Annotated in this window: 28 protein-coding genes; 16 read left to right on the top strand and 12 right to left on the bottom strand. The window is 66.7% G+C overall.

The window, feature by feature from the left end; genetic code table 11:
* The first annotated feature begins 427 nt into the window (after positions 1-427).
* The 4 genes from P3W85_RS25815 (at position 428) to P3W85_RS25800 (ending at position 1,791) form a co-directional block, all read left to right on the top strand.
* Complete coding sequence (locus P3W85_RS25815; protein ID WP_276266841.1) at positions 428-808, top strand: DUF5594 family protein; 381 nt, start codon at positions 428-430, stop codon at positions 806-808.
* Between the two features lie 138 nt (positions 809-946).
* Complete coding sequence (locus P3W85_RS25810) at positions 947-1,150, top strand: hypothetical protein (protein WP_017226223.1); 204 nt, start codon at positions 947-949, stop codon at positions 1,148-1,150.
* Positions 1,151-1,181: 31 nt separating this feature from the next.
* A complete protein-coding gene (locus tag P3W85_RS25805; protein ID WP_035810373.1) occupies positions 1,182-1,400 on the top strand; it encodes a hypothetical protein in 219 nt (72 codons plus the stop codon).
* A gap of 106 nt (positions 1,401-1,506) precedes the next feature.
* Complete coding sequence (locus P3W85_RS25800; RefSeq protein WP_017226225.1) at positions 1,507-1,791, top strand: hypothetical protein; 285 nt, start codon at positions 1,507-1,509, stop codon at positions 1,789-1,791.
* A 30-nt stretch (positions 1,792-1,821) separates the two neighbouring features.
* Here P3W85_RS25800 and P3W85_RS25795 read toward each other — a convergent pair whose 3' ends face one another.
* Positions 1,822-2,286: a hypothetical protein gene (locus P3W85_RS25795; RefSeq protein ID WP_346430291.1), complete on the bottom strand. Its 465-nt coding sequence runs from the start codon at positions 2,284-2,286 to the stop codon at positions 1,822-1,824.
* A 237-nt stretch (positions 2,287-2,523) separates the two neighbouring features.
* Between P3W85_RS25795 and P3W85_RS25790 the strand changes: the two genes are divergently transcribed.
* Both P3W85_RS25790 and P3W85_RS25785 read left to right on the top strand, forming a co-directional pair.
* On the top strand, positions 2,524-2,751 hold the full coding sequence (locus P3W85_RS25790; RefSeq protein ID WP_017226227.1) for a hypothetical protein: 228 nt from the start codon (positions 2,524-2,526) through the stop codon (positions 2,749-2,751).
* A gap of 117 nt (positions 2,752-2,868) precedes the next feature.
* Complete coding sequence (locus tag P3W85_RS25785; RefSeq protein ID WP_017226228.1) at positions 2,869-3,153, top strand: hypothetical protein; 285 nt, start codon at positions 2,869-2,871, stop codon at positions 3,151-3,153.
* Between the two features lie 199 nt (positions 3,154-3,352).
* On the opposite strand, the gene P3W85_RS25780 is transcribed toward P3W85_RS25785, so the two are convergent.
* The 3 genes from P3W85_RS25780 to glpK all read right to left on the bottom strand — a co-directional run bounded on the left by P3W85_RS25780 (position 3,353) and on the right by glpK (position 7,286).
* Positions 3,353-3,739 carry a hypothetical protein gene (locus tag P3W85_RS25780; protein ID WP_017226229.1) on the bottom strand — a complete coding sequence of 129 codons (387 nt, stop codon included), beginning with the start codon at positions 3,737-3,739 and terminating at the stop codon, positions 3,353-3,355.
* Positions 3,740-4,016: 277 nt separating this feature from the next.
* A complete protein-coding gene (locus tag P3W85_RS25775; RefSeq protein WP_276266840.1) occupies positions 4,017-5,621 on the bottom strand; it encodes a glycerol-3-phosphate dehydrogenase/oxidase in 1,605 nt (534 codons plus the stop codon).
* Positions 5,622-5,699: 78 nt separating this feature from the next.
* Complete coding sequence (gene glpK, locus P3W85_RS25770) at positions 5,700-7,286, bottom strand: glycerol kinase GlpK (protein WP_276266839.1); 1,587 nt, start codon at positions 7,284-7,286, stop codon at positions 5,700-5,702.
* Positions 7,287-7,357: 71 nt separating this feature from the next.
* On the opposite strand from glpK, the gene P3W85_RS25765 reads away from it, so the two are divergent.
* Positions 7,358-8,227 (top strand): NUDIX hydrolase, encoded by an 870-nt coding sequence (locus tag P3W85_RS25765; protein WP_276266838.1) that lies wholly within the window; start codon positions 7,358-7,360, stop codon positions 8,225-8,227.
* 26 nt (positions 8,228-8,253) lie between these two features.
* A complete protein-coding gene (purU, locus tag P3W85_RS25760) occupies positions 8,254-9,120 on the top strand; it encodes a formyltetrahydrofolate deformylase (protein WP_017231122.1) in 867 nt (288 codons plus the stop codon).
* A 79-nt stretch (positions 9,121-9,199) separates the two neighbouring features.
* On the opposite strand, the gene P3W85_RS25755 is transcribed toward purU, so the two are convergent.
* The gene (locus tag P3W85_RS25755) at positions 9,200-9,967 is read right to left on the bottom strand and encodes a DeoR/GlpR family DNA-binding transcription regulator (protein WP_276266837.1); all 768 of its coding nucleotides are present in this window, start codon (positions 9,965-9,967) and stop codon (positions 9,200-9,202) included.
* Between the two features lie 157 nt (positions 9,968-10,124).
* On the opposite strand from P3W85_RS25755, the gene P3W85_RS25750 reads away from it, so the two are divergent.
* The 8 genes from P3W85_RS25750 to P3W85_RS25715 all read left to right on the top strand — a co-directional run bounded on the left by P3W85_RS25750 (position 10,125) and on the right by P3W85_RS25715 (position 17,892).
* Positions 10,125-11,225: an ABC transporter ATP-binding protein gene (locus tag P3W85_RS25750; RefSeq protein WP_276266836.1), complete on the top strand. Its 1,101-nt coding sequence runs from the start codon at positions 10,125-10,127 to the stop codon at positions 11,223-11,225.
* 1 nt (position 11,226) lies between these two features.
* Positions 11,227-12,345: an ABC transporter ATP-binding protein gene (locus tag P3W85_RS25745; protein ID WP_017231120.1), complete on the top strand. Its 1,119-nt coding sequence runs from the start codon at positions 11,227-11,229 to the stop codon at positions 12,343-12,345.
* Between the two features lie 5 nt (positions 12,346-12,350).
* Positions 12,351-13,235 carry a carbohydrate ABC transporter permease gene (locus P3W85_RS25740; protein ID WP_276266843.1) on the top strand — a complete coding sequence of 295 codons (885 nt, stop codon included), beginning with the start codon at positions 12,351-12,353 and terminating at the stop codon, positions 13,233-13,235.
* Complete coding sequence (locus P3W85_RS25735; RefSeq protein ID WP_017231118.1) at positions 13,228-14,049, top strand: carbohydrate ABC transporter permease; 822 nt, start codon at positions 13,228-13,230, stop codon at positions 14,047-14,049. The genes P3W85_RS25740 and P3W85_RS25735 overlap by 8 nt, the downstream gene beginning before the upstream one ends.
* Before the next feature lie 13 nt (positions 14,050-14,062).
* Positions 14,063-14,371 (top strand): DUF2160 domain-containing protein, encoded by a 309-nt coding sequence (locus tag P3W85_RS25730; protein WP_017231117.1) that lies wholly within the window; start codon positions 14,063-14,065, stop codon positions 14,369-14,371.
* A gap of 140 nt (positions 14,372-14,511) precedes the next feature.
* Entirely contained in the window at positions 14,512-16,242 is a 1,731-nt protein-coding gene (locus P3W85_RS25725; RefSeq protein WP_035818778.1) for an ABC transporter substrate-binding protein, read from the top strand.
* Positions 16,243-16,658: 416 nt separating this feature from the next.
* A complete protein-coding gene (locus tag P3W85_RS25720) occupies positions 16,659-17,135 on the top strand; it encodes a copper resistance protein CopQ (protein WP_276266835.1) in 477 nt (158 codons plus the stop codon).
* A 160-nt stretch (positions 17,136-17,295) separates the two neighbouring features.
* Positions 17,296-17,892 carry a TetR/AcrR family transcriptional regulator gene (locus P3W85_RS25715; RefSeq protein ID WP_276266834.1) on the top strand — a complete coding sequence of 199 codons (597 nt, stop codon included), beginning with the start codon at positions 17,296-17,298 and terminating at the stop codon, positions 17,890-17,892.
* Positions 17,893-17,894: 2 nt separating this feature from the next.
* Here the strand turns inward: P3W85_RS25715 and P3W85_RS25710 are convergent, their stop codons facing one another.
* The 7 genes from P3W85_RS25710 to P3W85_RS25680 form a co-directional block, all read right to left on the bottom strand.
* Positions 17,895-19,286 (bottom strand): APC family permease, encoded by a 1,392-nt coding sequence (locus tag P3W85_RS25710; protein WP_276266833.1) that lies wholly within the window; start codon positions 19,284-19,286, stop codon positions 17,895-17,897.
* A 157-nt stretch (positions 19,287-19,443) separates the two neighbouring features.
* On the bottom strand, positions 19,444-20,367 hold the full coding sequence (locus P3W85_RS25705; RefSeq protein ID WP_276266832.1) for an AraC family transcriptional regulator: 924 nt from the start codon (positions 20,365-20,367) through the stop codon (positions 19,444-19,446).
* 184 nt (positions 20,368-20,551) lie between these two features.
* Positions 20,552-21,772, bottom strand: coding sequence for a PLP-dependent aminotransferase family protein (locus P3W85_RS25700; RefSeq protein ID WP_276266831.1), 1,221 nt, complete (start codon positions 21,770-21,772; stop codon positions 20,552-20,554).
* Positions 21,773-21,904: 132 nt separating this feature from the next.
* Positions 21,905-22,456: a PaaI family thioesterase gene (locus P3W85_RS25695; protein WP_276266830.1), complete on the bottom strand. Its 552-nt coding sequence runs from the start codon at positions 22,454-22,456 to the stop codon at positions 21,905-21,907.
* Entirely contained in the window at positions 22,453-23,610 is a 1,158-nt protein-coding gene (locus P3W85_RS25690) for a radical SAM protein (protein ID WP_276266829.1), read from the bottom strand. The genes P3W85_RS25695 and P3W85_RS25690 overlap by 4 nt, the downstream gene beginning before the upstream one ends.
* A gap of 10 nt (positions 23,611-23,620) precedes the next feature.
* The gene (locus P3W85_RS25685) at positions 23,621-24,391 is read right to left on the bottom strand and encodes a Phenylacetic acid catabolic protein (protein WP_017226820.1); all 771 of its coding nucleotides are present in this window, start codon (positions 24,389-24,391) and stop codon (positions 23,621-23,623) included.
* 218 nt (positions 24,392-24,609) lie between these two features.
* Positions 24,610-25,482, bottom strand: a complete 873-nt coding sequence (locus tag P3W85_RS25680; protein WP_276266828.1) for a LysR family transcriptional regulator — start codon at positions 25,480-25,482, stop codon at positions 24,610-24,612.
* Between the last annotated feature and the right edge of the window lie 74 nt (positions 25,483-25,556).

Genomic DNA, 25,556 nt, shown 5'->3' with positions numbered 1-25,556 from the left:
CGCCGAGGCATTCACGCCTCAACGCAGGGTGTGGCTCCGGGCAATAAAAAAGCACCTCGGAGAGGTGCTTTTCTTTCCATCTGCCGCCAGGCCGGCCAACCGGCAAACGCGGCAAGGGGTCCGAACCGGGTCGGCAAACGCACTGGGATCCGGTTCGGACTTGCATGCCATTACGGCATGCTCGATCTCACTGGCATGCTGGCCAGAGGATCTCCTGCCGGCTTACCTTCGCCTTGCTACGGCGTGTCTCGGTCGGCAGGCTTTTAGTATAGGTCGGCAGCAGGGCGGGTCAACAAGAGTTTCCATCGTTTCCGTTCGGCGCCGGCGTGCCCGGCTGTCCCCGGCACGAATATGCGCGCGGGTTCGCGGCCCGGCGCGGCGAACCCGCCGTGCTACGATTCCTAAAAGATCAGGATGAGACAAACCAGTGAGCCATGATATTGCAGCGCGCTTCGACGCGGAATTTGCCCCGCGCATCGCCGAGGCGATCGCCAGCCTGTTCAAGCACCGGATTCGCGTCGAGGTCATCGCGGACGACAAGCCTGGCCGGCCAGCCAGGCTGCGCATTTCCGGCGAACCCTTCGACGAGTCGCGGCGATTTTCGCATCCGTTGAACGTCTACCTGTCGTGGGACGGCCTGGAAGTCGAGGCGCTGTTCGCCACCGGCGGCGATGCGAAGTTCGAGCACTATCTGGCGGCGCTTGCCGGCAAGATTCACGCGTGGCAGATACCGCGCCAGATCGATTTCGGGTCGCGCTCGCAAGCGGATCCTACGGTACTGATCGGCGGGCTCGATTTCGAGCATTGAGCGGGTGAGTATGCCATCGGGCGATTCCGCGGGCGCCTTGCATCGCCAGGCGCCCGATGGCGATGGCGAGCGTTGGCAGTCCGGCCTCATCCGCAACTCGTGCTAAAGTGCCCTGATGCGATCCTCCGGAGGAGCATCATGGCAAACGATTCCACGCAGCATCTGCAGGCCATTGTCCAGACGGCGCCCCAGGCGGGGCGCTATGTGTGGGTGATCACCCTGGTCGATTTCGCCGCGCGGCAGGTCAGGCGCACGATCGTCTCCGACGATACATTCACGACATCGGATGCCGCGCGCGTGGCTGGCGACGCCCAGCTCAAGGCGATGGCGGCTGACAGGTAGCCGCCCCGTGGCGCCAGGCGCGGGAGCAACGATGAGCATGTGCGAGGCCTGCGCGCAGATCCGTCCGGGCTCGACTGGCGGTACAGGACATCCCCGGCTGCTATTGACGGATACGCAGCGCATCAAGCGGCGCGGCGAGCCCGCGATCACCTTTGCCACGTACACCTGCGCCGACTGCGGATGCCGCTGGCGGCACGAGAGCGACAAGAACGGCAAGGGCCCCGGCTGGTCCGTGCAGGCTGAAGGCTGAACGCAATTCCCGTTATTGCCCGGCAACAGGGCAAGGCGAAACCCGCGGAGGTGCGGCGCCACGAACGGCTGTACCTGCAAACCAACCATCATCTCGGGAGCGCACGTTGGACACTGGACCTTTCACCCGCTACAAGGGTTTCGATCTCTACCCGCTGATCTATCGCCACCAGGCTGAACGCACCTGGCCGGAGCGCAGGCCGGACCGCAGCTTCAATGCCTCCGTTGTGATCTGCCGCGAGGGCCATGAGCCGGGTACCGAGCGCTCGCGCGTGTTTCGCCTCACCGCGGCGCCCTGGGACAATATCGGCACCGCCCGTCGCGGCGCGGTGAAGTTCGGCGAGGACATCATCAACGGGCTGGTGCCGGGGGAATCGGTTACTGCGCTCTAGTTTTCATGCGGCCAGTGACCACCGGGCGTATCACGGCGTCATGGCGGCGTACACCGCGTTCCTGAACCAGGCGCGGTAGTGCTCGCGCTGGCCGGGGGCCTGCATCATCCAGATCGCCACGGTCTTCTCGCGCGGGCCGACCCAGAAGTAGGTGCCGCCGACTCCGCCCCAGTAGTAGTCGCCGACGGAGCCCGGCGTGGCCGATTCGCCGGCGCTGGTGCGTGTACCGAATCCCAGCCCGAAACCGTAGCCCGGTCCCGGCAGATAGGCAGGCCCGCGCTGTTGCGAATCGGCGCGGATGGGGCCGAGGTGGTCGGCGGTCATATAGGCCACGGTCTTCGGCGAGAGCAGGCGCACGAGACGGGCGATGAATTCAACATTGCTTTGCTCGGCAGCGTCCACGTCCGGGCGCTTGTACTCATCCTTGACCAGCGATCTGCCGAACACGCCGTAGGTCAGTCCCGAGGTGTGGCGCAGCAGGTCCTGCACGGTCATTTCGCGCTGCGCGGGCCAAGAAGGCGCTTCTTATCGTTTGTCTCTTCCTTTGCCTTATCGTTGTCTTGGCCATGTCTTATCGACGCGGCCGCGATCCGGCATCGATCCGGGCCGGCCGGGCTCGATTCCGGCAAGGCGTCGCGATCGTCGCATGCGCGATGTCCGCGCGTGAATCAAGGCTCACCCGGCCTGGAGGCCGCGTCATGCTACGATCGCGACAAATTATTGGAGGTGGTGATGTCAAAGCACGTATTCACTCGGAGCCAGTATCTGGCCATCCTCAATGAAAGCCTGAAGAACGATCCGAGGTGGCAGCCTGGCATGGCCTTTGTTTTCCATCCCCCTGGTGCTGACGAAGCCGGCGCGACCGGGGTGGGATGCACCGGTCCTGATGACGCGCTTTTCGTCTACGCGGAAATAGAGCGCGTGGCGGCGGACCTGATCGAGGTGCGGGACCCGGAGTAGGGCAGCGGTACCCGGCGCCGGGATGGCGTGCTCGCGTCCGCAGTGCGAGATACAGGGACAGCCCCGCCGCCGACCTGCGTACAATACCGCCCCAGACTGACTCTAGCGGAACATGCCGTGAAAAAGACCGACCTCGAAAAGAACAAAGCGCTGAAACTCGCCAACAGCCTGAAGCTGTCAGCGGCCGTCCGTGCCGGGCGCGATACCGGCCCGGCCAAGGTCGATCGCCGCGAACAGCGTCGCCTCGATCAGGAACAGGGCCTGGTGCCGTTCGCCTGCAAGCTCGACGGCGAACTGGTCAAGCGCCTGCAGGCCCTGGCGCCGGCGCATGCCGGCGGCATGAGCGGCCTGCTCAAGGAAGCGCTGGAACGCGGCCTGCCGGCGGAAGACGCGGCAGGCTGATACCGGTCGGCCTGAGCCCGGGCCGTGGACGTGGGGGTATGTGATTTTTCGATCTCATGCATCTGCGGACGGCGGGACCTGGGGAGTTGAACACAAAACGCCCGCTGGATCTCAGCGGGCGTTTTGCATGATAGCGACGGCCCGCAAGGGCGCCGCCACCGGGGGGATGCAGGGCAAACGAGGCTCGGCCAAATGCCGCTCAGTCCTCTTCGCCTTCTTCCGAGTCGAGGAAGTCCCGGCGCAGCAGCCAGTTCTCGATGGCCTCGTCGCAGACTTTCTTGAGCTTGTTCTTGTCCGGCAGGTTGTCGAACAATTCAAAGTTCACCAGCGCCAGGCCGGCGTCGGTGATGTAGAAAAGGCGGCCTGGCTCATCGTAATGCACGATGCGCCCGTCGATGCCGCTTTCCTCGCTGTCGGCCGGCATATCCTCCAGCTCCACGACCCGGCATGTGAAGCGCGGGCTGCGGGTGTGGGTCAGATATTCAAACTCGTCATGCATCACCTCCCCGCCCTTGGGCGTGAAGATGGCGAAGCCCCAGATAAAGCGGGGCATCGGCAGATCGGACAGATCATCAATCTCGTCCATGGTGTTCTCCCTGATTCGATAACCCGCATTATCGCTCGGCCGGGCGCCAGCACCCAAATTGTTCTGATGCGGGCGGTCAGGGGCGGCCTCGCGGGCCGTGGCCGGCCTACCTGGCGGCGCGGCAGTTGGCGGTAGGCCGGCGGTGCGTTCTCGCCCTGCGTCAGGTCTTCGAGCATGGCCTCGCTGCCCCTGGGGACCCACAAGTGGGCGCCGGGCGCGCAGCCTTCGTTCCCCGCGGTGACCGGCAGCGACCCGTCCCGGCCCGGGCCCCGGTGCCTCAGGCCAGCAGATAGCCGTTTGCCAGGGTCCGGAAGCTTTCCACCTCGGCGGCCTGCCAGGCCGCATCGTGGCCGTGTTCCTCGGCCAGGATTGCCGCCACCCGGGGCGCGGCGGCGCTGGCGGCGCCGGCCTCCAGGAACAGCGCTCGATTGCGCCGCGCCAGCACGTCCTCCACCCGCCGCGCCAGTTCATAGCGCGCGGCAAAGCGGACATGGGCGGCAGTCAGCCCGGAGCCCGGCACCAGCAACTCGTCGTTGCCGGGCAGGGCGCGCAGCATGCCGAGTTCGTTGCCGTAGTAGCGGTCGGGCGAGCCGCTGCCGGCTGGCGGCAGGTCGACCGGCAGCCCCTGCGCGCCATGGAGCGGCAGTTCGGCGGTCACGCACGGCGCGGCCCGCAGCATCTGGCGCTCGATGGCGGTCCCCACCACATCCTCGGCCATCTTGCGATAGGTGGTCCATTTGCCGCCGGTGACGGTGATCAGGCCGGCCTTGGAGACCAGGATGGTGTGTTCGCGCGAGAGCGAGGCGGTGGAGGCTTCGCCGGTGGCCTTGACCAGCGGGCGCAGGCCGGCCCAGACGCTGGTCACATCGGCGCGGGTGGGCGTGCGCGACAGGTAGCGGGCGGCGGTCTCCAGGATGAAATCGACGTCATCGGCACCGGCGCGCGGCTCCAGCGGCAGGTCCTGGCGCGGCGTGTCGGTGGTGCCGACGATGGTGTGGCCGTTCCAGGGCACGACGAAGAGCACGCGGCCGTCGTCGGTCTTGGGAATCAGGATGGCGCGGTCGCCGGGCAGGAAGCTGCGCGGCAGGGTCAGGTGCACGCCCTGGCTGGGCGCCACCATGCTGCGCGCGTGGCCGTCTTCCATCTGGCGGATGGCGTCGACCCACACACCGGTGGCGTTGATCACGCAGGATGCCTTCAGCTCGAAGCTGGCGTCGCCCAGCACGTCCTTCACCGTCACGCCGTCGATCACGCCGTTGCGCTGCGATAAGCCGCTCACGCGCAGGTAATTGATGGCCGTGCCGCCCACATCGAACAGCGTGCGCATCAGCGCGATGGCCAGGCGGGCGTCATCGAACTGCCCGTCGAAGTACAGGTTGCCGCCGCGCAGGGGCCGTCCGCCCACATGCTCGGCCAGGGTCGGTGCCGCCGCCAGCGTTTCGCGGTGGTTGAGCCAGCGGCTGCCGGACAGGTTGAGCCCGCCGGCCAGCATGTCGTAGAGTTTCAGGCCGATGCCGTAGAAGGGCTGGTCGAACAGCTGGTAGGCCGGCACCACGAAACCGAGCGGCCATACCAGGTGGGGCGCGTTGCGCGCCAGCAGGCCGCGCTCGTGCAGCGCCTCGCGCACCAGGCTGATATTGCCCTGGGCCAGGTAGCGCACGCCGCCGTGGACCAGCTTGGTGGCCTTGCTGGAGGTGCCCTTGGCGAAGTCCGCGGCTTCCACCAGCAGCGTGCGGTAGCCGCGCGAAGCGGCGTCCACCGCGGTGCCGAGACCGGTGGCGCCGCCGCCGATGACGATCACGTCCCACTTCGTCTCGCGCTCGAGGGTAGCGAGCAGGGCGGCGCGCTGCGGCGGCAGGGTGGGGATTGACTGTGTCTGCATGATTCCTTGTCTGATGCGAGTGCCCGGGGCGGGCGCTGATTGCGTGGCGCCGGTCGCGCGGTGACGGTCAGGCCGCGCTCAATGCGCCGGATGCGGCGGCGCGCCGTCTTCGCGCGCCCAGTCGCGGGCGCGGTCCACCGCGCGATGCCAGCGCCATAGCCGATACGCGCGCGCATCGGCCGAGAGATTGGGTTCGAAGCGATGCTCCACCTGCCACTGGCTGGCGATTTCGTCCTCGCCGCTCCAGAAGCCGGTGGCGAGCCCCGCCAGGTAGGCGGCGCCGAGCGCGGTGGTTTCGGTCACGCGCGGGCGCACCACGACGGTGCCGAGCAGGTCGGCCTGCATCTGCATCAGCAGGTCGCTGCGCGAGGCGCCGCCGTCGACGCGCAGTTCGGCCAGCGAGATGCCGGCGTCTTTCTGCATGGCGTCCAGCACGTCCACGCTCTGCAGCGCGATCGATTCCAGCGCGGCGCGGGCAATATGCGGGCGGCCGGTGCCGCGCGTGAGGCCCACCAGCGTGCCGCGCGCGAACGGGTCCCAGTGCGGGGCGCCCAGGCCGGCGAAAGCCGGCACCAGCACCACGCCGTCGGTATCGTCGCACTGGCGTGCCAGCGGCTCCACCTCGGGCGCGCTGTTGATGATCTGCAGGCCGTCGCGCAGCCACTGGATGGTGGCGCCGCCCATGAACACGCCGCCTTCCAGGCAGTACTGGGTGCGGCTGGCGGCCGGCGCCGTGCCGCCCAGCTGCCAGCCGATGGTGGTCAGCAGGCGGTTATGCGAGCTCACCGGCTGCGAGCCGGTATTCATCAGCAGGAAGCAGCCGGTGCCGTAGGTATTCTTGGCCATGCCGGGCGCAAGGCAGGCCTGGCCATAGGTGGCGGCCTGCTGGTCGCCCGCGATACCGGCAATCGGGATTTCCGCGCCGAACAGCCGCAGCGCCGTGCGCGCCACCTCGCCGCTGGAGGGCACCACCTCGGGCAGCAGGCTGCGGGGGATGTCGAGCAGGCCGAGCAGGGCGTCGTCCCACTGGAAGGTGTGGATGTTGAACAGCATGGTCCGCGAGGCGTTCGACACATCGGTGACGTGGCGCTGGCCGTCGGTGAGTTGCCAGATCAGCCAGCTGTCGACCGTGCCGAAGGCCAGCTCGCCGCGCGCGGCGCGCTCGCGCGCGCCCTCGGTGTTGTCCAGCATCCAGCGCAGCTTGGTGCCGGAGAAATAGGCGTCGATGATCAGGCCGGTCCTGTCGCGGAACAGGTCGCCGTGGCCCTCGGCCTGCAGCGCCTCGCACATCGGCGCGGTGCGGCGGTCCTGCCAGACCAGCGCGCGCCCGATCGGCTCGCCGGTCTGCCGGTCCCACAGCACGGTGGTCTCGCGCTGGTTGGTGATACCGATGGCGCGCACCTGGCTGGCCGAGACGCCGGCATCGTTCAGCACCTCGTGCGCCACCGCCAGCTGCGATTGCCAGATCTCGTAGGGATCGTGCTCGACATGGCCGGGGTGCGGGTAATATTGCCGGAATTCGCGCTGGGCGACCCGCACCACGTTGCCGGCGTGGTCGAACAGGATGGCGCGCGAGCTGCTGGTGCCCTGGTCGAGCGCGAGCACGAACTGGGGCTGGCCTTGCGATGGTCCCTGCGACTGCGACTGCGGCTGATTTTGCGTCATGCGTTTTGTCCTGGATTCACTTTACTCTTGCCACTCTCGCGGGCGTGCCTTGCCGGCCGCCGCGGTCATTCATGTCCGATACCTTGCCCGTTAGCCATGGCCACGATGCCTCTGCCCTGTCCCACATCGCCGCGTCGGTCGCGGCACGCAGCCCGTTCGATGGCGCCGCCCACCTGCGGCTGACGGTGGCGGGGCGCCAGGTGGGCTGGCTGCCGCGTGCGCATGCGCAGATCCTGCGCACGCAGGATGCCGTGCCGGCCATGCTGGGCGAGCCGCATGACGGCAGCGTGGCGCTGCTGCCGCGTTGCGCGGATTTCGCCACGCGCAGCGAAGCGCTGGCGGGGCTGGCGCGCTGGCTGGCCGGCGCCGGCCACGTGCGCGGCTGGCGCGACGAGCTGTTCGCGGTGACGCCGGCGCTGGATGCGCCGGCCTTCGCCACGATCGAGCGCGCGGCAGCGCGTTTTCTCGGGCTATTGACCTTTGCCTCGCACATGAACGGCATCATTGCCGGGGAGCGCGCATTGTGGATTTCGCGGCGCAGCGCGGCCAAGGCGGTCGATCCCGGCATGTGGGACAACCTGGTCGCGGGCGGGATGCCGCACGGGAGCGATCCGCTCGCCACGCTGGTGCGCGAATGCGACGAAGAGTCCGGCATTCCCCCGGCGCTGGCGCAGTGCGCCGAAGCGCACGGCGTGATCGAAGTGCTGCGCGAAATTCCTGAAGGCGTGCAATGGGAAGCCGTGTATGCGTACGACCTGTTGCTGCCGCCGGATTTCGTGCCGCATAACCGCGACGGCGAGGTGGCGGAGCACCGCCGTATCGAGCCGGACGCATTGCTTGCTATCATGGCGGATGGCGCCATGACGGTCGACGCGACCCTGGTGACGCTGGATGCGCTCAACCGCCGCGGCTGGAGCGCGCCCGGCGCACCCCGCGCGTGATCGCGCACTCCACACAACAACACACGATGAGCAATACCGGATTCATTCTCACCATCTCCTGCCCGGACCAGCCTGGCATCGTCCACGCCGTCTCGGGCCTGCTGTTCCAGCACGGCTGCAATATCGTCGATTCCGACCAGTACGGCGATGAGTTCACCGGCCGCTTCTTCATGCGGGTGCATTTCACGCCGGCCGCCGGCGGTCCCGACCTGGCTACGCTGAAGGCGGCATTTGCGCCGGTCGGCGAGCAGTTCGCCATGCAGTGGGACCTGTTCGACGCCAGCGTCAAGCCGCGCGTGATGATCATGGTGTCGAAGATCGGCCATTGCCTGAACGACCTGCTGTTTCGCGCCAAGGCCAGCGGCCTGCCGGTGGAGATCGCCGCGATCGTGTCGAACCACCGCGATTTCTACCAGCTGGCGGCCTCGTACGATATTCCGTTCTTCCACCTGCCGATGATGAACGCCTCTGCCGAGCAGAAGGCCGCGCAGGAGAACAAGGTGTTCGAGATCGTGCGCGAGCAGAACATCGACCTGGTGGTGCTGGCGCGCTATATGCAGGTGCTGTCCGACGACCTGTGCCGCAAGCTGGCTGGCCGCGCCATCAACATCCATCACTCCTTCCTGCCCAGCTTCAAGGGCGCCAAGCCGTACTACCAGGCGCATGACCGCGGCGTGAAGCTGATCGGCGCCACTGCGCACTACGTGACCGCGGCGCTCGACGAAGGTCCGATCATCGAGCAGGAAATCGAGCGCGTGGATCACAGCATGGATCCCGAACAGCTCACCGCGGTGGGGCGCGACGTGGAATGCGTGGCGCTGGCGCGTGCCGTCAAATGGCATGCCGAGCACCGCATCCTGCTCAACGGCCACAAGACCGTCGTCTTCAAGTAAGGCCTTCACCGGGTGCCGGGCGCCAGCCGCGCCGGCACCGCCTCGCCCGCGGGGCAGCGGGCCCGCCCGCCTGCCTTGCTCACGCCTCGGCGACCACACAGCTCACTCCGCTTTCTTCCAGCATGCGTTCGAACGGCGGCTTGGGCGGCTCGTCGGTGAACAGCCGGTCGATTTCCGAAAAGCGTGCCAGTTCCACCATGGCCTGCCGGTTGAACTTGCTGGCATCGGCCGCCAGCCAGACCTCGCGCGAATGCTCGATGATGGTCCGCGCCACCTTGACTTCGCGGAAGTCGTAGTCGCGCAGCGTGCCGTCGGCCTCGATGCCCGAGATGCCGATCAGGCCGATATCCACCTTGAACTGGCTGATGAACTCCACCGTGGCCTCGCCCACGATGCCGCGGTCGCGCGAGCGCAGCACGCCGCCGGCCACGATGACCTCGCAATCGGGGTTGTCGGCCAGGATGCTGGCCACGTTCAGGTTGTTGGTGATCACGCGCAGGCCACGGTGATGCATCAGCGCACGGGCGATTTCCTCGACCGTGGTGCCGATATTCAGGATCAGTGAACACCCCTCCGGCACGGCGCTGGCCACCGCGCGCGCAATGCGCGCCTTGCCCTCGGCATTGAGCACCTGGCGCTGGCGGTAGGCGATGTTCTCCACCGTCGAGCCCTCCACCCGCACGCCGCCGTGAAAGCGCGCCAGCATGCCGTTTTCGGCCAGCAGGTTGACGTCGCGCCGCACGGTCTGCAGGGTCACGCCGAACTTGCGCGCGAGTTCGTCGATGGAAGCGAAGCCCTGGGTGCGTACCTCTTCGAGCAGGGCGGTCTGGCGGGGATTTAGGGTCATGTCGGCATTCTAGTTCAAACAGAAACGAAAACAAATGATGCACTGCACGATTGTTTTATGTTCGTTTCTTTGCTAAAACGAGCGGAAAGCAAAGTTTTGTGCGTCTGCATCATGACTGTTGGTGTGATGTAAAAAGCATAACGAATTCGGAGACCCGATGCAGCTCAGATTGGAAGGCATCGCCCAGCATGCAGGTTCGCAGGCGTATCTGTATCCCATGTCGCTGTCGCCCGTACCGGGCGCCGTGACCATCCTGCTCGGTGCCACCCAGGCCGGCAAGACTTCGCTGATGCGGGTCATGGCGGGGCTGGACCGGCCCAGCGCCGGCCGCGTCGAGGTGGACGGCGTGAATGTGACCGGCATGCCGGTGCGAGAGCGCAACGTCTCGATGGTCTACCAGCAGTTCATCAACTATCCCTCCCTCACCGTCTTCGACAACATCGCCTCGCCGCTCAAGCTGCGCCGCGCGAAGGATATCGGTGCCCAGGTGCGTGCGCTGGCGGGCCGGTTGCATATCGAACACCTGCTCGACCGCTTTCCCGCCGAGCTGTCCGGCGGCCAGCAGCAACGCGTGGCGCTGGCCCGCGCGCTGGCCAAGGGCGCGCCCCTGATGCTGCTGGACGAGCCCCTGGTCAACCTGGACTACAAGCTGCGCGAGGAGTTGCGCGAGGAACTCACGCAGTTGTTCGCGCATGGCAACGCCACCGTGATCTACGCCACCACCGAGCCCGCGGAGGCGCTGCTGCTGGGCGGCCATACCGCAGTGCTGGATGCCGGCGAGCTGCTGCAGTACGGCCCCACGCCCGAGGTCTTTCACTATCCCGCCTCGCTGCGCGTGGCGCGCGCCTTCAGCGATCCGCCGATGAACCTGATGTCCGGCACCCTGCTGGGCGGTGCGGTCACGCTGGCGGGCGGCATTGCCATCCCGTTGCTGGACGCGGCCCGGCATGCGGGCACGGTCACGGTCGGCGTGCGGGCCGGCGCGTTGCGGCTGGAAGCGGTGCCGGGCTCGGTGCCGGTGGCGGGCCGGGTGGCGCTGGCGGAGCTGTCCGGCTCGGATACCTTCGTGCATATGGATTCGCCGGTCGGCAACCTGGTGGCGCAGTTCCCCGGCGTGGTCGACCTGGAACTCGGCGCGCCCCTCACGCTGCATCTCGATCCCGCCCAGCTTTATCTGTTCGACGCCACCGGCATGCGCATCCACGCGCCCAGGCGGCCGGGCAGGGTGGCGCCCGCCCTTGCCGAGATGGGAGTCTGAGATGGCACGCATCGACCTCGATCTCGCCCATTCCTACCGGCCCGACCCGCAGTCGGACGAAGACTATGCGCTGATGCCGTTGAAGTTCACCTTTGACGACGGCGGCGCCTATGCCTTGCTCGGCCCCTCCGGCTGCGGCAAGACGACCTTGCTCAACTGCATTTCCGGCCTGCTGCGGCCTTCGCACGGCACCATCTCCTTCGATGGCCGCGACGTGACCGCGGCCACGCCGCAGGCGCGCAATATTGCCCAGGTGTTCCAGTTCCCGGTGATCTACGACACCATGACCGTGGGCGAGAATCTCGCCTTTCCGCTGCGCAACCGCGGCGTGTCCGCCGCCCAGGTCAAGGAGCGCGTCGGCCGCGTGGCCGAGATGCTGGACCTGTCCTCCGCGCTGGATCGCCGTGCCAGCGGGCTGGCGGCCGACGCCAAGCAGAAGATCTCGCTCGGCCGCGGGCTGGTGCGCCAGGACGTGTCGGCGATCCTGTTCGACGAGCCGCTGACGGTGATCGACCCCCACCTGAAATGGCAGTTGCGCCGCAAGCTCAAGGAAATCCATCACGAATTCCGGCTGACCCTGATCTACGTCACCCATGACCAGACCGAGGCGCTCACGTTCGCCGAACAGGTGCTGGTGATGTCGCGCGGCAAGGCGGTGCAGGTAGGCTCGGCGGATGCCCTGTTCGAGCGGCCCGAGCATACCTTCGTCGGCAACTTCATCGGCTCGCCGGGCATGAATTTCCTGGCGGGACATTGGCGCGACGGTGCCATCGAGATTGCCGGGCGGCGCTACATGCCCGAACTGGCGCCGGCCACCGCGCAGGCCCTGCAGGCCGCCGGCACGTTCAAGGTGGGGGTGCGTCCCGAGTACCTGCGGCTGGCCGCCAGCACCGATCCCCAGGCCGTGCCGGTGCGCGTCGAGCGCGCGCAGGATATCGGCACCTACTGGCTGGTCACCGCCACCTTGCGGGATGGCGGGGACAGCGGCGCCGGCGAGGCCTCTATCGTGCGCGGCCGGCTCGGCGCCGAAGCGGCGGCGCTGCGGGCGGGCGAGACCGTCTGGCTGTCCGCTTTCAACCGTCATACCTGTTACTACGTCAACGAGGAGCTGGTGGCATGAGCACGCTGAAGCCCGTCAACCAGAAGGCCTGGCTGCTGGTGATCCCGGTGGTCCTGTGCGTGGCGTTCTCCGCCATCCTGCCGCTGATGACCATTGTCAATTACTCGGTGCAGGACATCATCTCGCCGGAGCGGCGCGTGTTCGTCGGCACCGAGTGGTTCCGCACCGTACTGCGCGACGGCGAACTGCACGATGCGCTGCTGCGCCAGCTCGGTTTTTCGCTGTCGGTGCTGGCGGTGGAGATTCCAATGGGCATCCTGCTGGCGCTGTCGATGCCGGCCAAGGGATGGAAGGCGTCGGCGGTGCTGGTGGTGATCGCGCTGTCGCTGCTGATCCCGTGGAACGTGGTCGGCACCATCTGGCAGATCTTTGGCCGTACCGATATCGGGCTGCTCGGCGCCGCGCTGTCCGGCATGGGCTTCGACTACAACTACACCGGCAGCGCGGTGGACGCCTGGGTCACGGTGCTGGTGATGGACGTGTGGCACTGGACGCCGCTGGTGGCGCTGCTGTGCTATGCCGGCCTGCGCGCGATTCCCGATGCCTACTACCAGGCGGCCCAGATCGATGGCGCCTCGCGCCTGGCGGTGTTCCGCTACATCCAGCTGCCCAAGCTGCGCGGCGTGCTGATGATCGCGGTGCTGCTGCGCTTCATGGACAGCTTCATGATCTATACCGAGCCCTTCGTGCTGACCGGCGGCGGGCCCGGCAATGCCACCACGTTCCTGTCGCAATACCTGACGCAGAAGGCGGTGGGGCAATTCGACCTCGGGCCGGCCGCTGCATTCTCCATCGTCTATTTCCTGATCATCCTGCTCATGTGCTTCATTCTCTATAACTGGATGCAGCGCGCGGGCACCGCCGGCAGCGAGGACATGCCCCATGCGTGAAGCCAAACAGAGCGCGACATACTGGCGCGCACTCTTCCTGGTGGCGTACCTGGTCTTTGCCATCCTGCCGATCTACTGGATGCTGAACATGTCGTTCAAGTCCAACGAGGAGATCGTCTCGACGCTGTCGCTGCTGCCCAACGATTTCACGCTGGAGCACTACAGGACCATCTTCACCGACCCATCCTGGTACTCGGGCTATATCAACTCGATGATCTATGTGGCGATGAACACCGTGATCTCGATCACGGTGGCGCTGCCCGCGGCCTATGCGTTTTCACGCTACCGGTTCATCGGCGACAAGCATGTCTTCTTCTGGCTGCTGACCAACCGCATGACGCCGCCGGCGGTGTTCCTGCTGCCGTTCTTCCAGCTCTACACCACCGTCGGGCTGATGGATACCCACCTTGGCGTGGCGCTGGCGCACCTGGTGTTCAACGTGCCGCTGGCGGTGTGGATCCTGGAGGGCTTCATGTCGGGCGTGCCGCGCGAGATCGACGAGACCGCCTATGTGGACGGCTACTCGTTCCCGCGTTTCTTCCTCACCATCTTCCTGCCGCTCATCAAGGCAGGCGTGGGGGTGGCCGCGTTCTTCTGCTTCATGTTCAGCTGGGTGGAGCTGTTGCTGGCGCGTACGCTGACGTCGGTCAACGCCAAGCCCATCGTCGCCACCATGACGCGCACCGTGTCCGCCTCCGGCATGGACTGGGGCGTGCTGGCCGCGGCCGGCGTGCTGACCATCGTCCCGGGCGGCATCGTGATCTGGTTTGTACGGCACTACATCGCGAAGGGTTTCGCGATGGGCCGCGTGTAAGGAGAGGAGAGCCATGCTCAACTGGATGGTTTGGACCACGCCGGTGGCCGTGTTCTTTATCAGCGTGGTGGCGATGCTGATCGGCATGACGGTGTGGGAGAGCCGGGCGCCGACGACGGAGCGCAAGGGCTTCCTGCCCATCGCCACCACGCGCGGCGACCGGCTGTTCATCGGCCTGATGTGCGCCGCCTGGATCAACCTGGCCTGGGTGGGCCTGGGCGAGCAGATGGTGGCGTGGTTCTCGCTGGCCGAGGAGCCTTCGATCTGGATCAGCTTCGTGGTCTCGATGCTGGCGCTGGCGCTGGTGATGCGCAAGGGCTGAAGAAAGCCGGCAAGACAGCCGGCAAGCATGAAGCGACGGATTTTTCGTCAATGGGCACAGCGGCCTGCACCTTCCCCGGACCGCGACCCAGACAAAGAGCAGGGAGGGGGATTCTCGAGGAGACGTCAATGAAGGTGCACGTGAAATTGGGCATGACGGCGCTGGCCTGCGCGGCCGCGCTCGCCTGCGGCCACGCGGCGTGGGCAGGCGAGGCGGAGGCCAAGAAGTGGGTCGACAGCGAGTTCCAGCCGTCGTCGCTCTCGAAGGACAAGCAGCTTGCCGAAATGAAGTGGTTCATGGACGCCGCCGCCAAGCTCAAGGCCAAGGGCGTGACGCAGATCAGCGTGGTCTCCGAGACCCTCACCACCCACGAATACGAGTCCAAGACGCTGGCCAAGGCGTTCGAGGAAATCACCGGCATCAAGGTCAATCACGACATCATCCAGGAAGGCGATGTGGTGGAGAAACTGCAGACCTCGATGCAGTCCGGCAAGTCCATCTACGACGGCTGGATCTCCGACTCCGACCTGATCGGTACCCACTACCGCTATGGCGCCATCCTGCCCTTGTCCGACTACATGTCCGGCACCGGCAAGGAGTGGACCAATCCCGGGCTGGACGTCAAGGACTTCATCGGCACCAAGTTCACCACCGCGCCGGACGGCAAGCTCTACCAGTTGCCCGACCAGCAGTTCGCCAACCTGTACTGGTTCCGCGCCGACTGGTTCGCGCGCAAGGACCTGCAGGACAAGTTCAAGGCCAAGTACGGCTACGACCTGGGCGTGCCCACCAACTGGTCGGCCTACGAGGACATCGCCAACTTCTTCTCCAACGATGTCAAGGAACTCGACGGCAAGAAGGTCTACGGCCATATGGACTACGGCAAGAAGGATCCCTCGCTGGGCTGGCGCTTCACCGATGCCTGGCTGTCGATGGCCGGCGCCGCCGACAAGGGCTTGCCCAACGGCATGCCGGTCGACGAGTGGGGCATTCGCGTGGCCGAGGACAAATGCACCCCGGTGGGCGCCTCGATGTCGCGCGGCGGCGCCGCCAACAGCCCGGCCGCGGTCTATGCGCTCACCAAGTACATCGACTGGATGAAGAAGTACGCGCCGCCGCAGGCCATGGGCATGACCTTCTCTGAAGCCGGCCCGGTGCCGGCGCAGGGGCAGGTGGCGCAGCAGGTGTTCTGGTACACCGCCTTCACTGCCGACATGACCAAGAAGGGCCTGCCGGTGGTCAACGCCGACGGCAGCCCCAAGTGGCGCATGGCGCCGTCGCCTTATGGCCCGTACTGGAAGCAGGGCATGCAGAATGGCTATCAGGACGTGGGTTCCTGGACCTTCTTCAAGAACACCGATCCCAACCGCCTCGCCGCGGCCTGGCTCTACGCGCAGTTCGTGACCTCGAAGACGGTGTCGCTGAAGAAGTCGCTCACCGGCCTGACCTTTATCCGCGACAGCGACATCCATCACGAGTACCTCACCAAGCACGCGGCGCAGTACGGTGGCCTGATCGAGTTCTACCGCAGCCCGGCGCGGGTGGCCTGGACGCCGACCGGGACCAATGTGCCGGACTACCCCAAGCTGGCCCAGCTGTGGTGGAAGAACGTGGCGACCGCGGTGACCGGCGAGAAGACGCCGCAGGCCGCGATGGACAACCTGGCCGAAGAAATGGACCAGGTGATGGGACGGCTGCAGCGCGCCGGCATGAGCAACTGCGCGCCCAAGCTGAACCCGAAAGGCGATTCCGCCAAGTGGCTGTCGGCGGACCACGCGCCATGGAAGAAGCTGGACAACGAGAAGCCCAAGGGCGAGACCATCGCCTACGAAAAGCTGTTGCAAGCCTGGAAGGAGGGGCGCGTGCGGTGAGTTGAAAGGGCGATCCATTGCCGCGCGCCGGACCGGGCGCGGCGTGGCACTGAAACGGACGGCAGCCTGGGCTGCCGTCCGTTTTTTGATATTGCGGGCAGGTCGGTCACAGCGCGGGCGGAGCCGGAATCCGGGTGATGCATGATGTACTTCAACGAAAGTCCTGAAAATATCTTGACTATCTATCTACTAGTAGATAATATTCGAGCCATGGACACCGCTGCTCCGCCCCGCCCGGAAACAGAAGGCCGAGGCAGGAAAGAGGGATCCAGCGCAACACTTGGGTAATTCCCGTTTTTTTTGGCCCGTTAATCTATCTACTAGTAGATAACTGGCTGTAAGGGATTCCAGAACGTAGCGACTAATTGATCCTGATCCTGCCCCAGCGCGGATCCTCACTTTCGATGGAGAGCATCATGAACACCCGTTTCCTTGCCAAGAGCCTGATCACCGCCGCCACGCTCGCCGCCGCCTTCGTGGCAGGCCAGGCTCAGGCCTCGGGCCCGAAGGACAGCAGCTTCTACGGCGACAAGTACGGCTACGTCTTCCGCACCAGCACGCCTGACGCCTTTACCGACGGCGCGCGCAGCGGCAAGTTCGACACCTTCAGCGAAGGTGCCCGCGCCGGCAAGGCCGATCCGTACACCGACGGCGCCCGTATCGTGGCCGGCCTGGACCGCACCGGCGTGTCGGCCAGCCCTGCCCGCAGCGTCGACGCCTACACGGACGGCGCCCGCGTCGGCAAGGCCGACCCGTACACGGATGGCGCCCGTATCGTCGCCGGCCTGGACCGCAGCAGTGTTTCGGCTTCCCCGGCCCGCAGCGCCGACCCCTACACGGACGGCGCCCGTACCGGCAGGTTCGATGTCTTCACCGAAGGCGCCAACGCTTGAGCTTGAGCAAGGGGCGAGCCCCTGCGTCAGTCCGTCAGGACGAAGTGCGCCGTGATGGATGCCAGGAGCCGGCCACCCCGGCTCTTTGCCATTGGGCGGAGCCGCTATCCGTCCAGCTACCGCCGTTCCGAGGGTCCGCCGATAGGCGGATAAAGGCCATATGACAACCCAGTCCGTACGAGAGCAACTGCTAGAGCACACCCTGTTGCTGGTCAGGCAGCGGGGATTCAATGGCTTCAGCTACCGGGACCTCGCCGAACGAGTCGGGGTCAAGACGTCCAGCATCCACTACCACTTCCCCTCCAAGGAGGACCTGCTGCAGGCGGCCGTGACGGAATACAGCGCGCGTATCTGCGGGCACGTGCGCGGCATCGATACCGGCCTGCCGGCCGAGGCGCAGGCGCGCGCTTACCTGGAGCCCTGGCTCGCCACGGCGGGCGGCGATGCCATCTGCCTGGTCGGCATGCTGTCAGCCGAGACCGCATTCCTGCCCGAGGGGGTACATCGCATCCTCAAGGATTTCTACCGGCTGAATGAAGCCTGGCTCACACGCTTGCTGGCGTCCGCGCAGGCCGCCAGGCGAACGCTCTTGCCGATACCGCCGCAAGCGCTGGCCCAAGCGGTGTTCGGCGCGCTGCAGAGCGGCCTGGTGGTGGCACGCCTGTTCGGCGCGCCGGAACGCATCGAGGCCACGGCGACCTTGCTGATCGCCTCGGTAACCCCCAGCCGCAGCCGTGCACCGGGCGAGCCGGCTTGAGCTCAGCCCGGGGCCGGGCCCTCGGCGCTGGCGGCAAGCTGCCGGCGCCGGTTGAGCAGGAACGGCACCACGCCCGCGGCGATGCCACCCAGACCTATCACGCGCGTGGGCAGGTCGAAGCTGGGGATGCTGTATAGCGCGATGAACCACAGGAAGGCCGCGCTGCAGGCGGGCCAGAGCACCAGCAGCAGCAGCCTGGCGGGCGCGCGGGCGGCGCCGTGCCGGGAGTGCCAGGCGCAGGCGAAGCCGGCCAGCCCATAATAAAACGCCACCTGGAAGCCGATGCTGTTGACCGAGTCCTGGATGATCTGGCCCACGCTGGCGAAACGGGCGGACAGGGCGAGCAGCAGCAGGCCGAGAGCGGCGATCACCACGGTGGCCACCCAGGGCGTGCGCCAGGTCCGGTGCAGTTCGGCATAGCGCGGGTGCAGCAGGCCATCGCGGCCCTTGGCATAGAGCGTGCGGGTGAACTGCAGGATCGAGGTCTCCAGCGTTCCCACCGTGCTGAGCATGACGGCGAGCACCGCCAGGTAGTCCCATGGCCGCGGCAGCAGCCGCGCCGCCAGCGCGAATACTACGTTGGTGCCGGCCTGGCGGATCTCCTGGTCGCTCAGTACGGCCAGGCAGGCTGCGACGAACACCATGAACAGCGCGAGCACGACGACCATGGCCAGCAGCGCGCCGCGTCCCGGCGCCCTCGTGGGATCGCGGGTTTCCTCCGTCAGGTTGGCGGTCACGTCCCAGCCCCAGAAGAAGAACAGCGCCACCAGCGCGCCGTTGGCGAACAGCTGCGGCGTAAAGCCAGCCGGCGACAGCCATCCCAGGGATAGCGGGTGGGCCAGCGGGAGCGGCGCCCGCAACACGGCCGCGAGCGCGATCGCGGCCAGCACCCCGACCTCGATCAGCGTCATCGCCACCTGTGTGTAGCTGGTCAGCTTGATGCCCTTGATCACCACGGCGCTTACCGCAATCAGCCAGCCGGCGGCCACCAGCGTTACCACGGGCGGGCGCCCGGCCAGCGCGGGATCGATCAGCAGCAGGGTTGCCGTCGCTGCGGGAATGGTGCCGGACACCATGAAGACCGCGGAAGCCACCAGCAGCGCCCAGCCGGCGAAAAAGCCAAGCGCGGGATGGAAGATCCCGGTCACCCAGGCGTAGCAGGCGCCGGCGCTGGGTTGCAGCCGGTTCAGCCGCTGGTAGGCCAGTGCCACGCCGAACATGATCAGTCCGCAATACAGCAGGCTGGCTGGCGCCAGCGTGCCTACCGCGGCGACCAGGGTGGCCGTGGTGGCTGCCAGGCTGAAGGCGGGTGCCGTGCCCGCCACGCCCATCACCACGGACTCGCCCAGCCCGAGCGCGCCTGCCTCCAGCCGTTCCGGCGTGTTCCGGTCCATGGCGGTTCTCCCAGCGGGGAATCTAGGGCAACTATACTGCGTGCCCGCGCGCTTTCCAGCGGATTCTCGCGATGAGATGGCTGGCCTACATCGCCTGCCGTCCCGCCGGCTCGCCATATCGCAGTCTGCGCGACGCGGCGCGCGGCGTGCGGCCGCTTCAGGCCGAACGCCTGCAGTCCTGCACGGACAGGTGGCGGCACTCGGCGCGAAACGCCGAGGGCGTAGTGCCGCATATTTTCTTGAACTGCTTGGAGAACTGGATCGGGTCGCCAAAGCCGCAGGCCATGGCCACGTCCTCGATCGATAGCTGGTCCTGCCTGAGGCACATGCGCGCGAACTCGATACGCTTGTGCAGCACGTACTGGTAGGGCGGCAGCCCTGTCGCTTCCTTGAAGATGCGCGTGAAGTAGTAGGGACTCAGGCCCGCCTGGCGGGCCAGGTCGTCCAGCGAGATGGGGTGGGTGAGCTGGGACTCGATATAGTCGTCCAGCCACTTGATCCTGCTGACGGACAAGGCCGGCATCCTCGATTTGCGGCGCCCGGCGCTGCCGTAGCGCGTGACGATATGCGCTGCGACCAGGCGCGCATAGGCCTGGCCGAACAGCGCGCCGTGCGGATTGCCGTCGCGCAGTTCACGGTCCAGCGCCTCGAACGCGTTCAGTACGAAGCTGTCGGTCTCATGCGCGAAGGCGGGCGTGCCGGCAAAGCCGGGCAGGCCGAGCTCATCGGCGATATCGCGCAAGGTGGCATCGTGCAGGGTCATCAGGCACAAGCTGCCCAGGGGCCGTATGTAGCGCACGCTGTGGCCGCAGCCGCTGGGCACATAGGCGGTGGCGCCGCGCCGCTGCACCTCGGTGCGGGCACGGCCGTCGATGCGGCGTTCGGCGACAGAGAGCGGGTTGAGCTTGACCATCAGGTAATGCCCGTCGATGGCATGTTCGCGCGTCTCGAACATGTCGTCGTCGCGCCGCTCGAAATACAGGTCCTTCCAGCCAAACACCGCGCTGCTGCGCACCGGCGCGACGGAAAACAGCGATGCACGGTCGTCCGGATTACGGAAATCGAGTTTGAGGGCTGTCATGGCGACCGTCCTTGAGGGTCGGGAAATTCTACCCAAACCGCGCTGCCGCTCAATACGCACTAAGTGGGGCTTCTTCTCCAGATTTCATGTTTTGTTGTCCGTACTTCAATCGTTGGCTGAAGTTGGCGGAAGTTGGCCGGACAGGCCCGGCGGGTTTGACGCGGGGCGCCGCCGCGCGGCGGGTTCAGCGCGCGATGGCCTCCGGATACGCCGTGCGCAGCGCACTGGCCAGGCGCATGGCGCCGGTCTCGGCCGACTCGGTGTCGATGGTCGAGTAGGACAGCCGCAGCGTGTTGTGCTCGGGATGGTCGGCAAAAAACGCAGCGCCGGGAACAAAGATCACGCCGGCCTCGATCGCGGCGCGCAGCACGCGGGCAGCATCCACCTGCGGTGCGAACCTGGCCCACAGGAACATGCCGCCTTCGGGTTCGTTGAAGCAGATCGCGTCGCCCAGGTGCCGCTGCAATGCCTGCATCAGTGCGTCGCGCCGTTCCCGATAGGCGGCGGTCAGCACCGCGAGGCGGGGCCACAGGCGGCCGTCGGCGAGATAGCTGGCGATCAGCCGCTGCGAGAGGCTGCAGGTATGCAGGTCGATGGCCTGCTTGGCGAGGGCGGCCTGTTGCAGGACGGCTTCCGGCATCACCATCCATCCGGCCCGCAACCCGGGAGAGAGGATCTTCGAGAACGAGGACAGGTAGATGACGCGGTCCCGTGCCGGCGAACGTTCCGCGATCTCGCGGATGCTTGCCACCGGCGCACCCGACAGGCGCAGTTCGCCGTAGGGGTCGTCCTCGATGAGGTAGGTGCCGAAACGCGCGGCAAGCTCGGCGAGCCGTTTCCTGCGTTCCAGCGAGAGGGTCCGGCCGCTGGGGTTGCCGAAGTTTGGCACGACGTAGATGGCCTTGACCTCGCAGCTCGACAGGTAGGCTTCGATCCATGCCACATCGATGCCTTCCTCATCCGAAGGCACCGAGACGATACTGGCTTCTGCGAGTTCGAAGGTCTGCAGCGCGGCGAGATAGGAAGGGCGCTCGACCAGTATCGTGTCGCCGGGGTTCAGCAATACCCGCGCGGCCAGGTCCAGCCCCTGCTGGGAGCCGGATGTCACCAGGATGTCCGCGGGGGTGGCGGAGATGCCGCGATGCTTCAGCAGCGCCGCGATCTGCGCGCGCAGGCTGGCTTCGCCTTCGGTCATGCCGTACTGGAACGCTTCCGGGTCACCGCCCTCGGTGACCGCGGCCAGCGCCGCCAGCAGGCCTGGGATGTCGAACAGGTCCGGCGCGGGAATGCCGCCGGCAAGGGAGATGATGCCTGGGATCTTGCTGTACTTGAGCAGGTCGCGCACGGCCGAACTCTGCACGCGGCGCATGCGTTCGGCAAATGCGGTGGGGCGGTTTGCGGTCATGGTGTCGAAAGGGGGAGGGGTTTCATGGCTGTACGGCAGGCGATGCCATCTGGTAGCGAGGGATAGGCGAATGGGAGCGCACGGGCCGGACGCACCCGCAAGACGGGCGGCAATACCTTGCGGGCTGCGTCTTCAGGCCGCGGCGGAGGCTGGCTCCGCCGCGCGGTGCAGTGCGCTCCAGTTGTCGTGGTGCCCGGCACCGGCGTGCCGGCCGGCCAGGCGGGCCAGCGAGACGATGCCGCTGGCCTGCGCGTGAATGCCGCCGTCCGGCCCAAGCAGCCGTGCCTCGACGAAGGCGAGCGAATCGGTGCGCCGCACCACGCGGCACTCGAGAGTGGGGTGCGCGGCCCGTACCGGCTTCATCAGGTCGATCGAAAGATGGACGGTGCCGCAAGTGCGGCCGCGGAACTGCAGGATGCCCGCGGTGGAAATGCCGCAGTCGATCATGCCTGCGATCACCGCGCCGTTGAGCGCCTTGGTGCCCAGCCCGCCCATATGCGCGTCCATCTGGCGTACCAGCTTGAGCCGCACGATGGCGGGATGGGAGAGATCGAGTTCGGCGCCCATATGCGTGAGCACCGGCAGGGCATTGAGCCGCGCCTGCCATTGCGCGCGTTCCTCGGCGGGCAGCGGCAGCCTGAGGGCGCGCTCGTGCCGGTCGTGGGTGCTGTCGCCCGGGCTCATGCCAGCATCTCCAGCGGTTGCGGGTCGGCCGCGCGCCCGGACTGCGCCACGCGCTCCCGTGGCCCGCTCCGGTAGGGCGACCAGATGAACTGCCGCCAGTACGACTCCGCCACCTCGACCCAGGTCCGCAGCGTCTCGCGCGATGCCAGCGACCCGGCCAGGCTCACGATCAGCCAGCTATAGACCGCCTGGCTGTCGCGGCAGCCTTCGCAATGGCCCGAGGTGCAGCAGCGTTCCAGCGTTTGCAGATCGGCTTTCCAGGTGTTGAAGAAGGTCAGTCCGGGGTTGCCGTTGGCGAGGCGTGCCTGGTTGTCCGGGTGATCCTGGCTGATGCTGGGGCAGGTGTCGTAGCCAAAGCTGCCGCACCAGGCCTGTCCCGTCACCATGGCTTCGATGTGGGCGGGGTGGTTCAGCACCGTATCCGGATAGCGCTCGCGCACGCGCAGCATCTCGCGCAACAGGCGCTGCTCGTTCTGCATCCGTAGCGGATGGCCGGTGTTGTACTGGCTGTAGAAATTGAAGGTGACCGTATTGCCGTTGTCGCAGATACGGCGCACCGTCGGTTCGATATACGACAGCCCACCCTCCGTCACCGCGTAGACGAAGCAGGCGCGCGGGTCGTCGGCGTAGTTGGCCAGCGCCGTGTCGAACAGGCCCGTGAAACGCGTGCCGCCCGGCTTGATCGCGCGCAGTTCGTCATCGAGGGGGCCGCCGCCGAACAGGGTGATGAAGACAGTGACGTTCTCAAAAGGCGCGACATTGGGAAACGCCTTGAGCCCATTGGTGGAGATCGACACATAGCGCATGCGTTCGACGAAGGCGGCGATGCGGTCGATGAACAGGGTCGGCTCGCCGCCGATCAGCAGCGCGGCATTGACCTTCTTCTTGCGCTGGGCCTCGATGAAAGCCGTCCAGTCGTCCAGCGCCTTCGCTTCCGGCGCGCTCTTGTCATGACCGAACTCGAAGAACCAGCAACCCTTGCAGCGGATGTTGCAGGCATTGGTCAGGTGGTATTCGGCAGCGCGGACCCGGGCCGAGAAGCCCCTCACGGCCTGGAAGCGCGCGGCCAGTTCAGGGTCGCCGTCGAGCAACTGGGGAAGCCGCTCGGTGATTGCCAGTTTGCGCTGCTGGTGCAGGCTGGAGACATCGCTCATGGCCGCTCCCTCAGACGAAGGCGCGATTGGCGGCGCCGTCCGGCACGTGCAGTCCCATGGCCGCCAGGCGAGGGACCGTCTTCCTGACGAACTGGGCGCGCAAGGCTTCGTTGCCGGTCTTGCGCAGGCCCCACTTCAGGTAGAGCCGCGAACGCTGGGAATCGGAGCGCCCGAACAGGTCGAGCAGATGCGGCCAGAGACGGTCGAGCGCCTGCTGCGCGCCGGCGCGGCCTTCCTCGGTCTCGCATGCCTCCTTGATGATGCGGTAGCCGTGGGCCACATGGGTGTGTTCGTCGCTGATGATCTGCTTGACGAAGATGTCGGCGAACGGCTTGTAGCTGCTCTCGGCGAACTCGAGCAGATGCTCGAGCACCACGGCTTCGCCGATGAAGGAGAAAATACCGCGCTCCATCCAGTTCTTCACGCCGCGCACCAGCTCGTTCGGGTAGTACGGGCGCTCCAGGAAATGCTGGCCCAGCATGCTGGAGGTGTCCACGCCGATCTCGCCCAGCACTTCGGCGCTGAGGCGGTAGTGCAGGACCTCCTCGGCCGCGCGCTCGCAGCAGACCTGCTTCTCGAACGCATTGGGTGCGATGTTATAGAAGATCTGGGTGTAATCGTCGGCGCCGGTAAGTTCGCCTTCCGTGTGCACGAGCATGAGCCGGGTGGCCAGTTGCTGGTATTCCTCCGGCATGTTCCGGAAATCGGACGCATCCCTGACGGAGCCCGGGCCGGCGATCGGCCCGGCTTGCGGCGTGCTTTCTATTAGCGTGGTATCCATGGTGTCTCCCTCTTGTCTTTGATATGCGGGAGAAAGTGTATGGAGAGGCGCCGGCGGCACAGCTGTGCAAAACTGCCATATCTGTGCTTTCTTGCCGTGAAATTAATTTACTGCAGAATTCACCGGATATTGAGGGCCGCTGCCGGGGCTCGCCGCTTGCGCTCCCATGTGGCGCCGCCCGGTGCGATCGCGGCGGCATGCGTGCGCCACGGTCCGGGTCACGGGCAGGTATGAAGGGTCCGCGCCAGCCAGTCGATCACCGGGCGGAAGCGCGAGGCGCCGCGAAACTCGCGCGGATAGGCCAGCCAGATTTCCCGCACCACCTCGGGTACTTCCCGTATCAGCGCCAGCCGCTCGTCCTGCCGGGCCAGGTAGTGCGGCAGCAGGCCGATGCCCAGCCCGTTGCGGATCGCCTCATGCACCGCCAGCAGGTTGTTCGACTGGAAGCCCGTGCGCGCGGCCAGCGTGCGGGTCCACTCCGACTCCGGCAGAGCCAGCCCTTCGTCCAGCAGGCCGCACAGCGGCGCGGCGCCAAGATCCTGTTCGCGCCAGGGCCCGGCGCCCGCAGGCCGTGCGGGCGCATACAGGCCGAAGCCCATGCTGCCCGCGCGCTGCGCGATCACATCGCTTTCCTGCGGCCTGGCCAGCCGCACGGCGATATGGGCGCGGCGCCGGGCCAGGCTGGCGATGCGGTTGTCCGTTTCCAGCCGGACCTCCAGTTGCGGGTGGGCCTGGCAGAGCCCGAACAGCCGCGGCGTGAGGAAGTGGCTGCCGAATGCCGCGGTGCACGCGATGCCGACCACGCCCGACATGCCGCTGTCGGCCTCTTCGACCTCGCGCAACAGGCGCCCGGCCGAACTCTCCATCTGCTGCGCCGCGGCCAGCGCGCAGCGGCCGGCCGCCGACAGCGCGAAGGCGCCTTCGGTGCGCGTCGCCACCGGCTGGCCGAGCGCACTTTCCAGCCGCCGGATGCGGCGGATCGCGGTGGCATGCGTCACGCCCAGCTCGCGCGCGCAGGCGGAGTAATTGCCGGCGCGGATCAGGGTGGACAGGGTCAGCAGGTCGTCCCAGTGGAGTGAACGTTTTTGCACGGTTGGTGTGAGTGAGTTGAGAATTGGCGTACAGCATAACGCGGCCTATCATGCGTTTGCACGGTGGCCGCCGC

The sequence above is a fragment of the Cupriavidus basilensis genome, from assembly GCF_029335485.1.
GTDB lineage: Bacteria > Pseudomonadota > Gammaproteobacteria > Burkholderiales > Burkholderiaceae > Cupriavidus > Cupriavidus basilensis_E.
This window is presented reverse-complemented; position numbering and strand designations above follow the sequence as displayed.

Coding starts and splice junctions, on each gene's coding strand:
- P3W85_RS25750 (WP_276266836.1), top strand. CDS start 10,125: ATGCAGCTCAGATTGGAAGGCATCGCCCAGCATGCAGGTTCGCAGGCG.
- P3W85_RS25745 (WP_017231120.1), top strand. CDS start 11,227: ATGGCACGCATCGACCTCGATCTCGCCCATTCCTACCGGCCCGACCCG.
- P3W85_RS25695 (WP_276266830.1), bottom strand. CDS start 22,456: ATGAGCCCGGGCGACAGCACCCACGACCGGCACGAGCGCGCCCTCAGG.
- P3W85_RS25805 (WP_035810373.1), top strand. CDS start 1,182: ATGAGCATGTGCGAGGCCTGCGCGCAGATCCGTCCGGGCTCGACTGGC.
- P3W85_RS25735 (WP_017231118.1), top strand. CDS start 13,228: ATGCGTGAAGCCAAACAGAGCGCGACATACTGGCGCGCACTCTTCCTG.
- P3W85_RS25730 (WP_017231117.1), top strand. CDS start 14,063: ATGCTCAACTGGATGGTTTGGACCACGCCGGTGGCCGTGTTCTTTATC.
- purU (WP_017231122.1), top strand. CDS start 8,254: ATGAGCAATACCGGATTCATTCTCACCATCTCCTGCCCGGACCAGCCT.
- glpK (WP_276266839.1), bottom strand. CDS start 7,286: ATGACGCAAAATCAGCCGCAGTCGCAGTCGCAGGGACCATCGCAAGGC.
- P3W85_RS25690 (WP_276266829.1), bottom strand. CDS start 23,610: ATGAGCGATGTCTCCAGCCTGCACCAGCAGCGCAAACTGGCAATCACC.
- P3W85_RS25700 (WP_276266831.1), bottom strand. CDS start 21,772: ATGACCGCAAACCGCCCCACCGCATTTGCCGAACGCATGCGCCGCGTG.
- P3W85_RS25710 (WP_276266833.1), bottom strand. CDS start 19,286: ATGGACCGGAACACGCCGGAACGGCTGGAGGCAGGCGCGCTCGGGCTG.
- P3W85_RS25755 (WP_276266837.1), bottom strand. CDS start 9,967: ATGACCCTAAATCCCCGCCAGACCGCCCTGCTCGAAGAGGTACGCACC.
- P3W85_RS25790 (WP_017226227.1), top strand. CDS start 2,524: ATGTCAAAGCACGTATTCACTCGGAGCCAGTATCTGGCCATCCTCAAT.
- P3W85_RS25715 (WP_276266834.1), top strand. CDS start 17,296: ATGACAACCCAGTCCGTACGAGAGCAACTGCTAGAGCACACCCTGTTG.
- P3W85_RS25720 (WP_276266835.1), top strand. CDS start 16,659: ATGAACACCCGTTTCCTTGCCAAGAGCCTGATCACCGCCGCCACGCTC.
- P3W85_RS25780 (WP_017226229.1), bottom strand. CDS start 3,739: ATGGACGAGATTGATGATCTGTCCGATCTGCCGATGCCCCGCTTTATC.
- P3W85_RS25795 (WP_346430291.1), bottom strand. CDS start 2,286: ATGACCGTGCAGGACCTGCTGCGCCACACCTCGGGACTGACCTACGGC.
- P3W85_RS25685 (WP_017226820.1), bottom strand. CDS start 24,391: ATGGATACCACGCTAATAGAAAGCACGCCGCAAGCCGGGCCGATCGCC.
- P3W85_RS25705 (WP_276266832.1), bottom strand. CDS start 20,367: ATGACAGCCCTCAAACTCGATTTCCGTAATCCGGACGACCGTGCATCG.
- P3W85_RS25765 (WP_276266838.1), top strand. CDS start 7,358: ATGTCCGATACCTTGCCCGTTAGCCATGGCCACGATGCCTCTGCCCTG.
- P3W85_RS25810 (WP_017226223.1), top strand. CDS start 947: ATGGCAAACGATTCCACGCAGCATCTGCAGGCCATTGTCCAGACGGCG.
- P3W85_RS25775 (WP_276266840.1), bottom strand. CDS start 5,621: ATGCAGACACAGTCAATCCCCACCCTGCCGCCGCAGCGCGCCGCCCTG.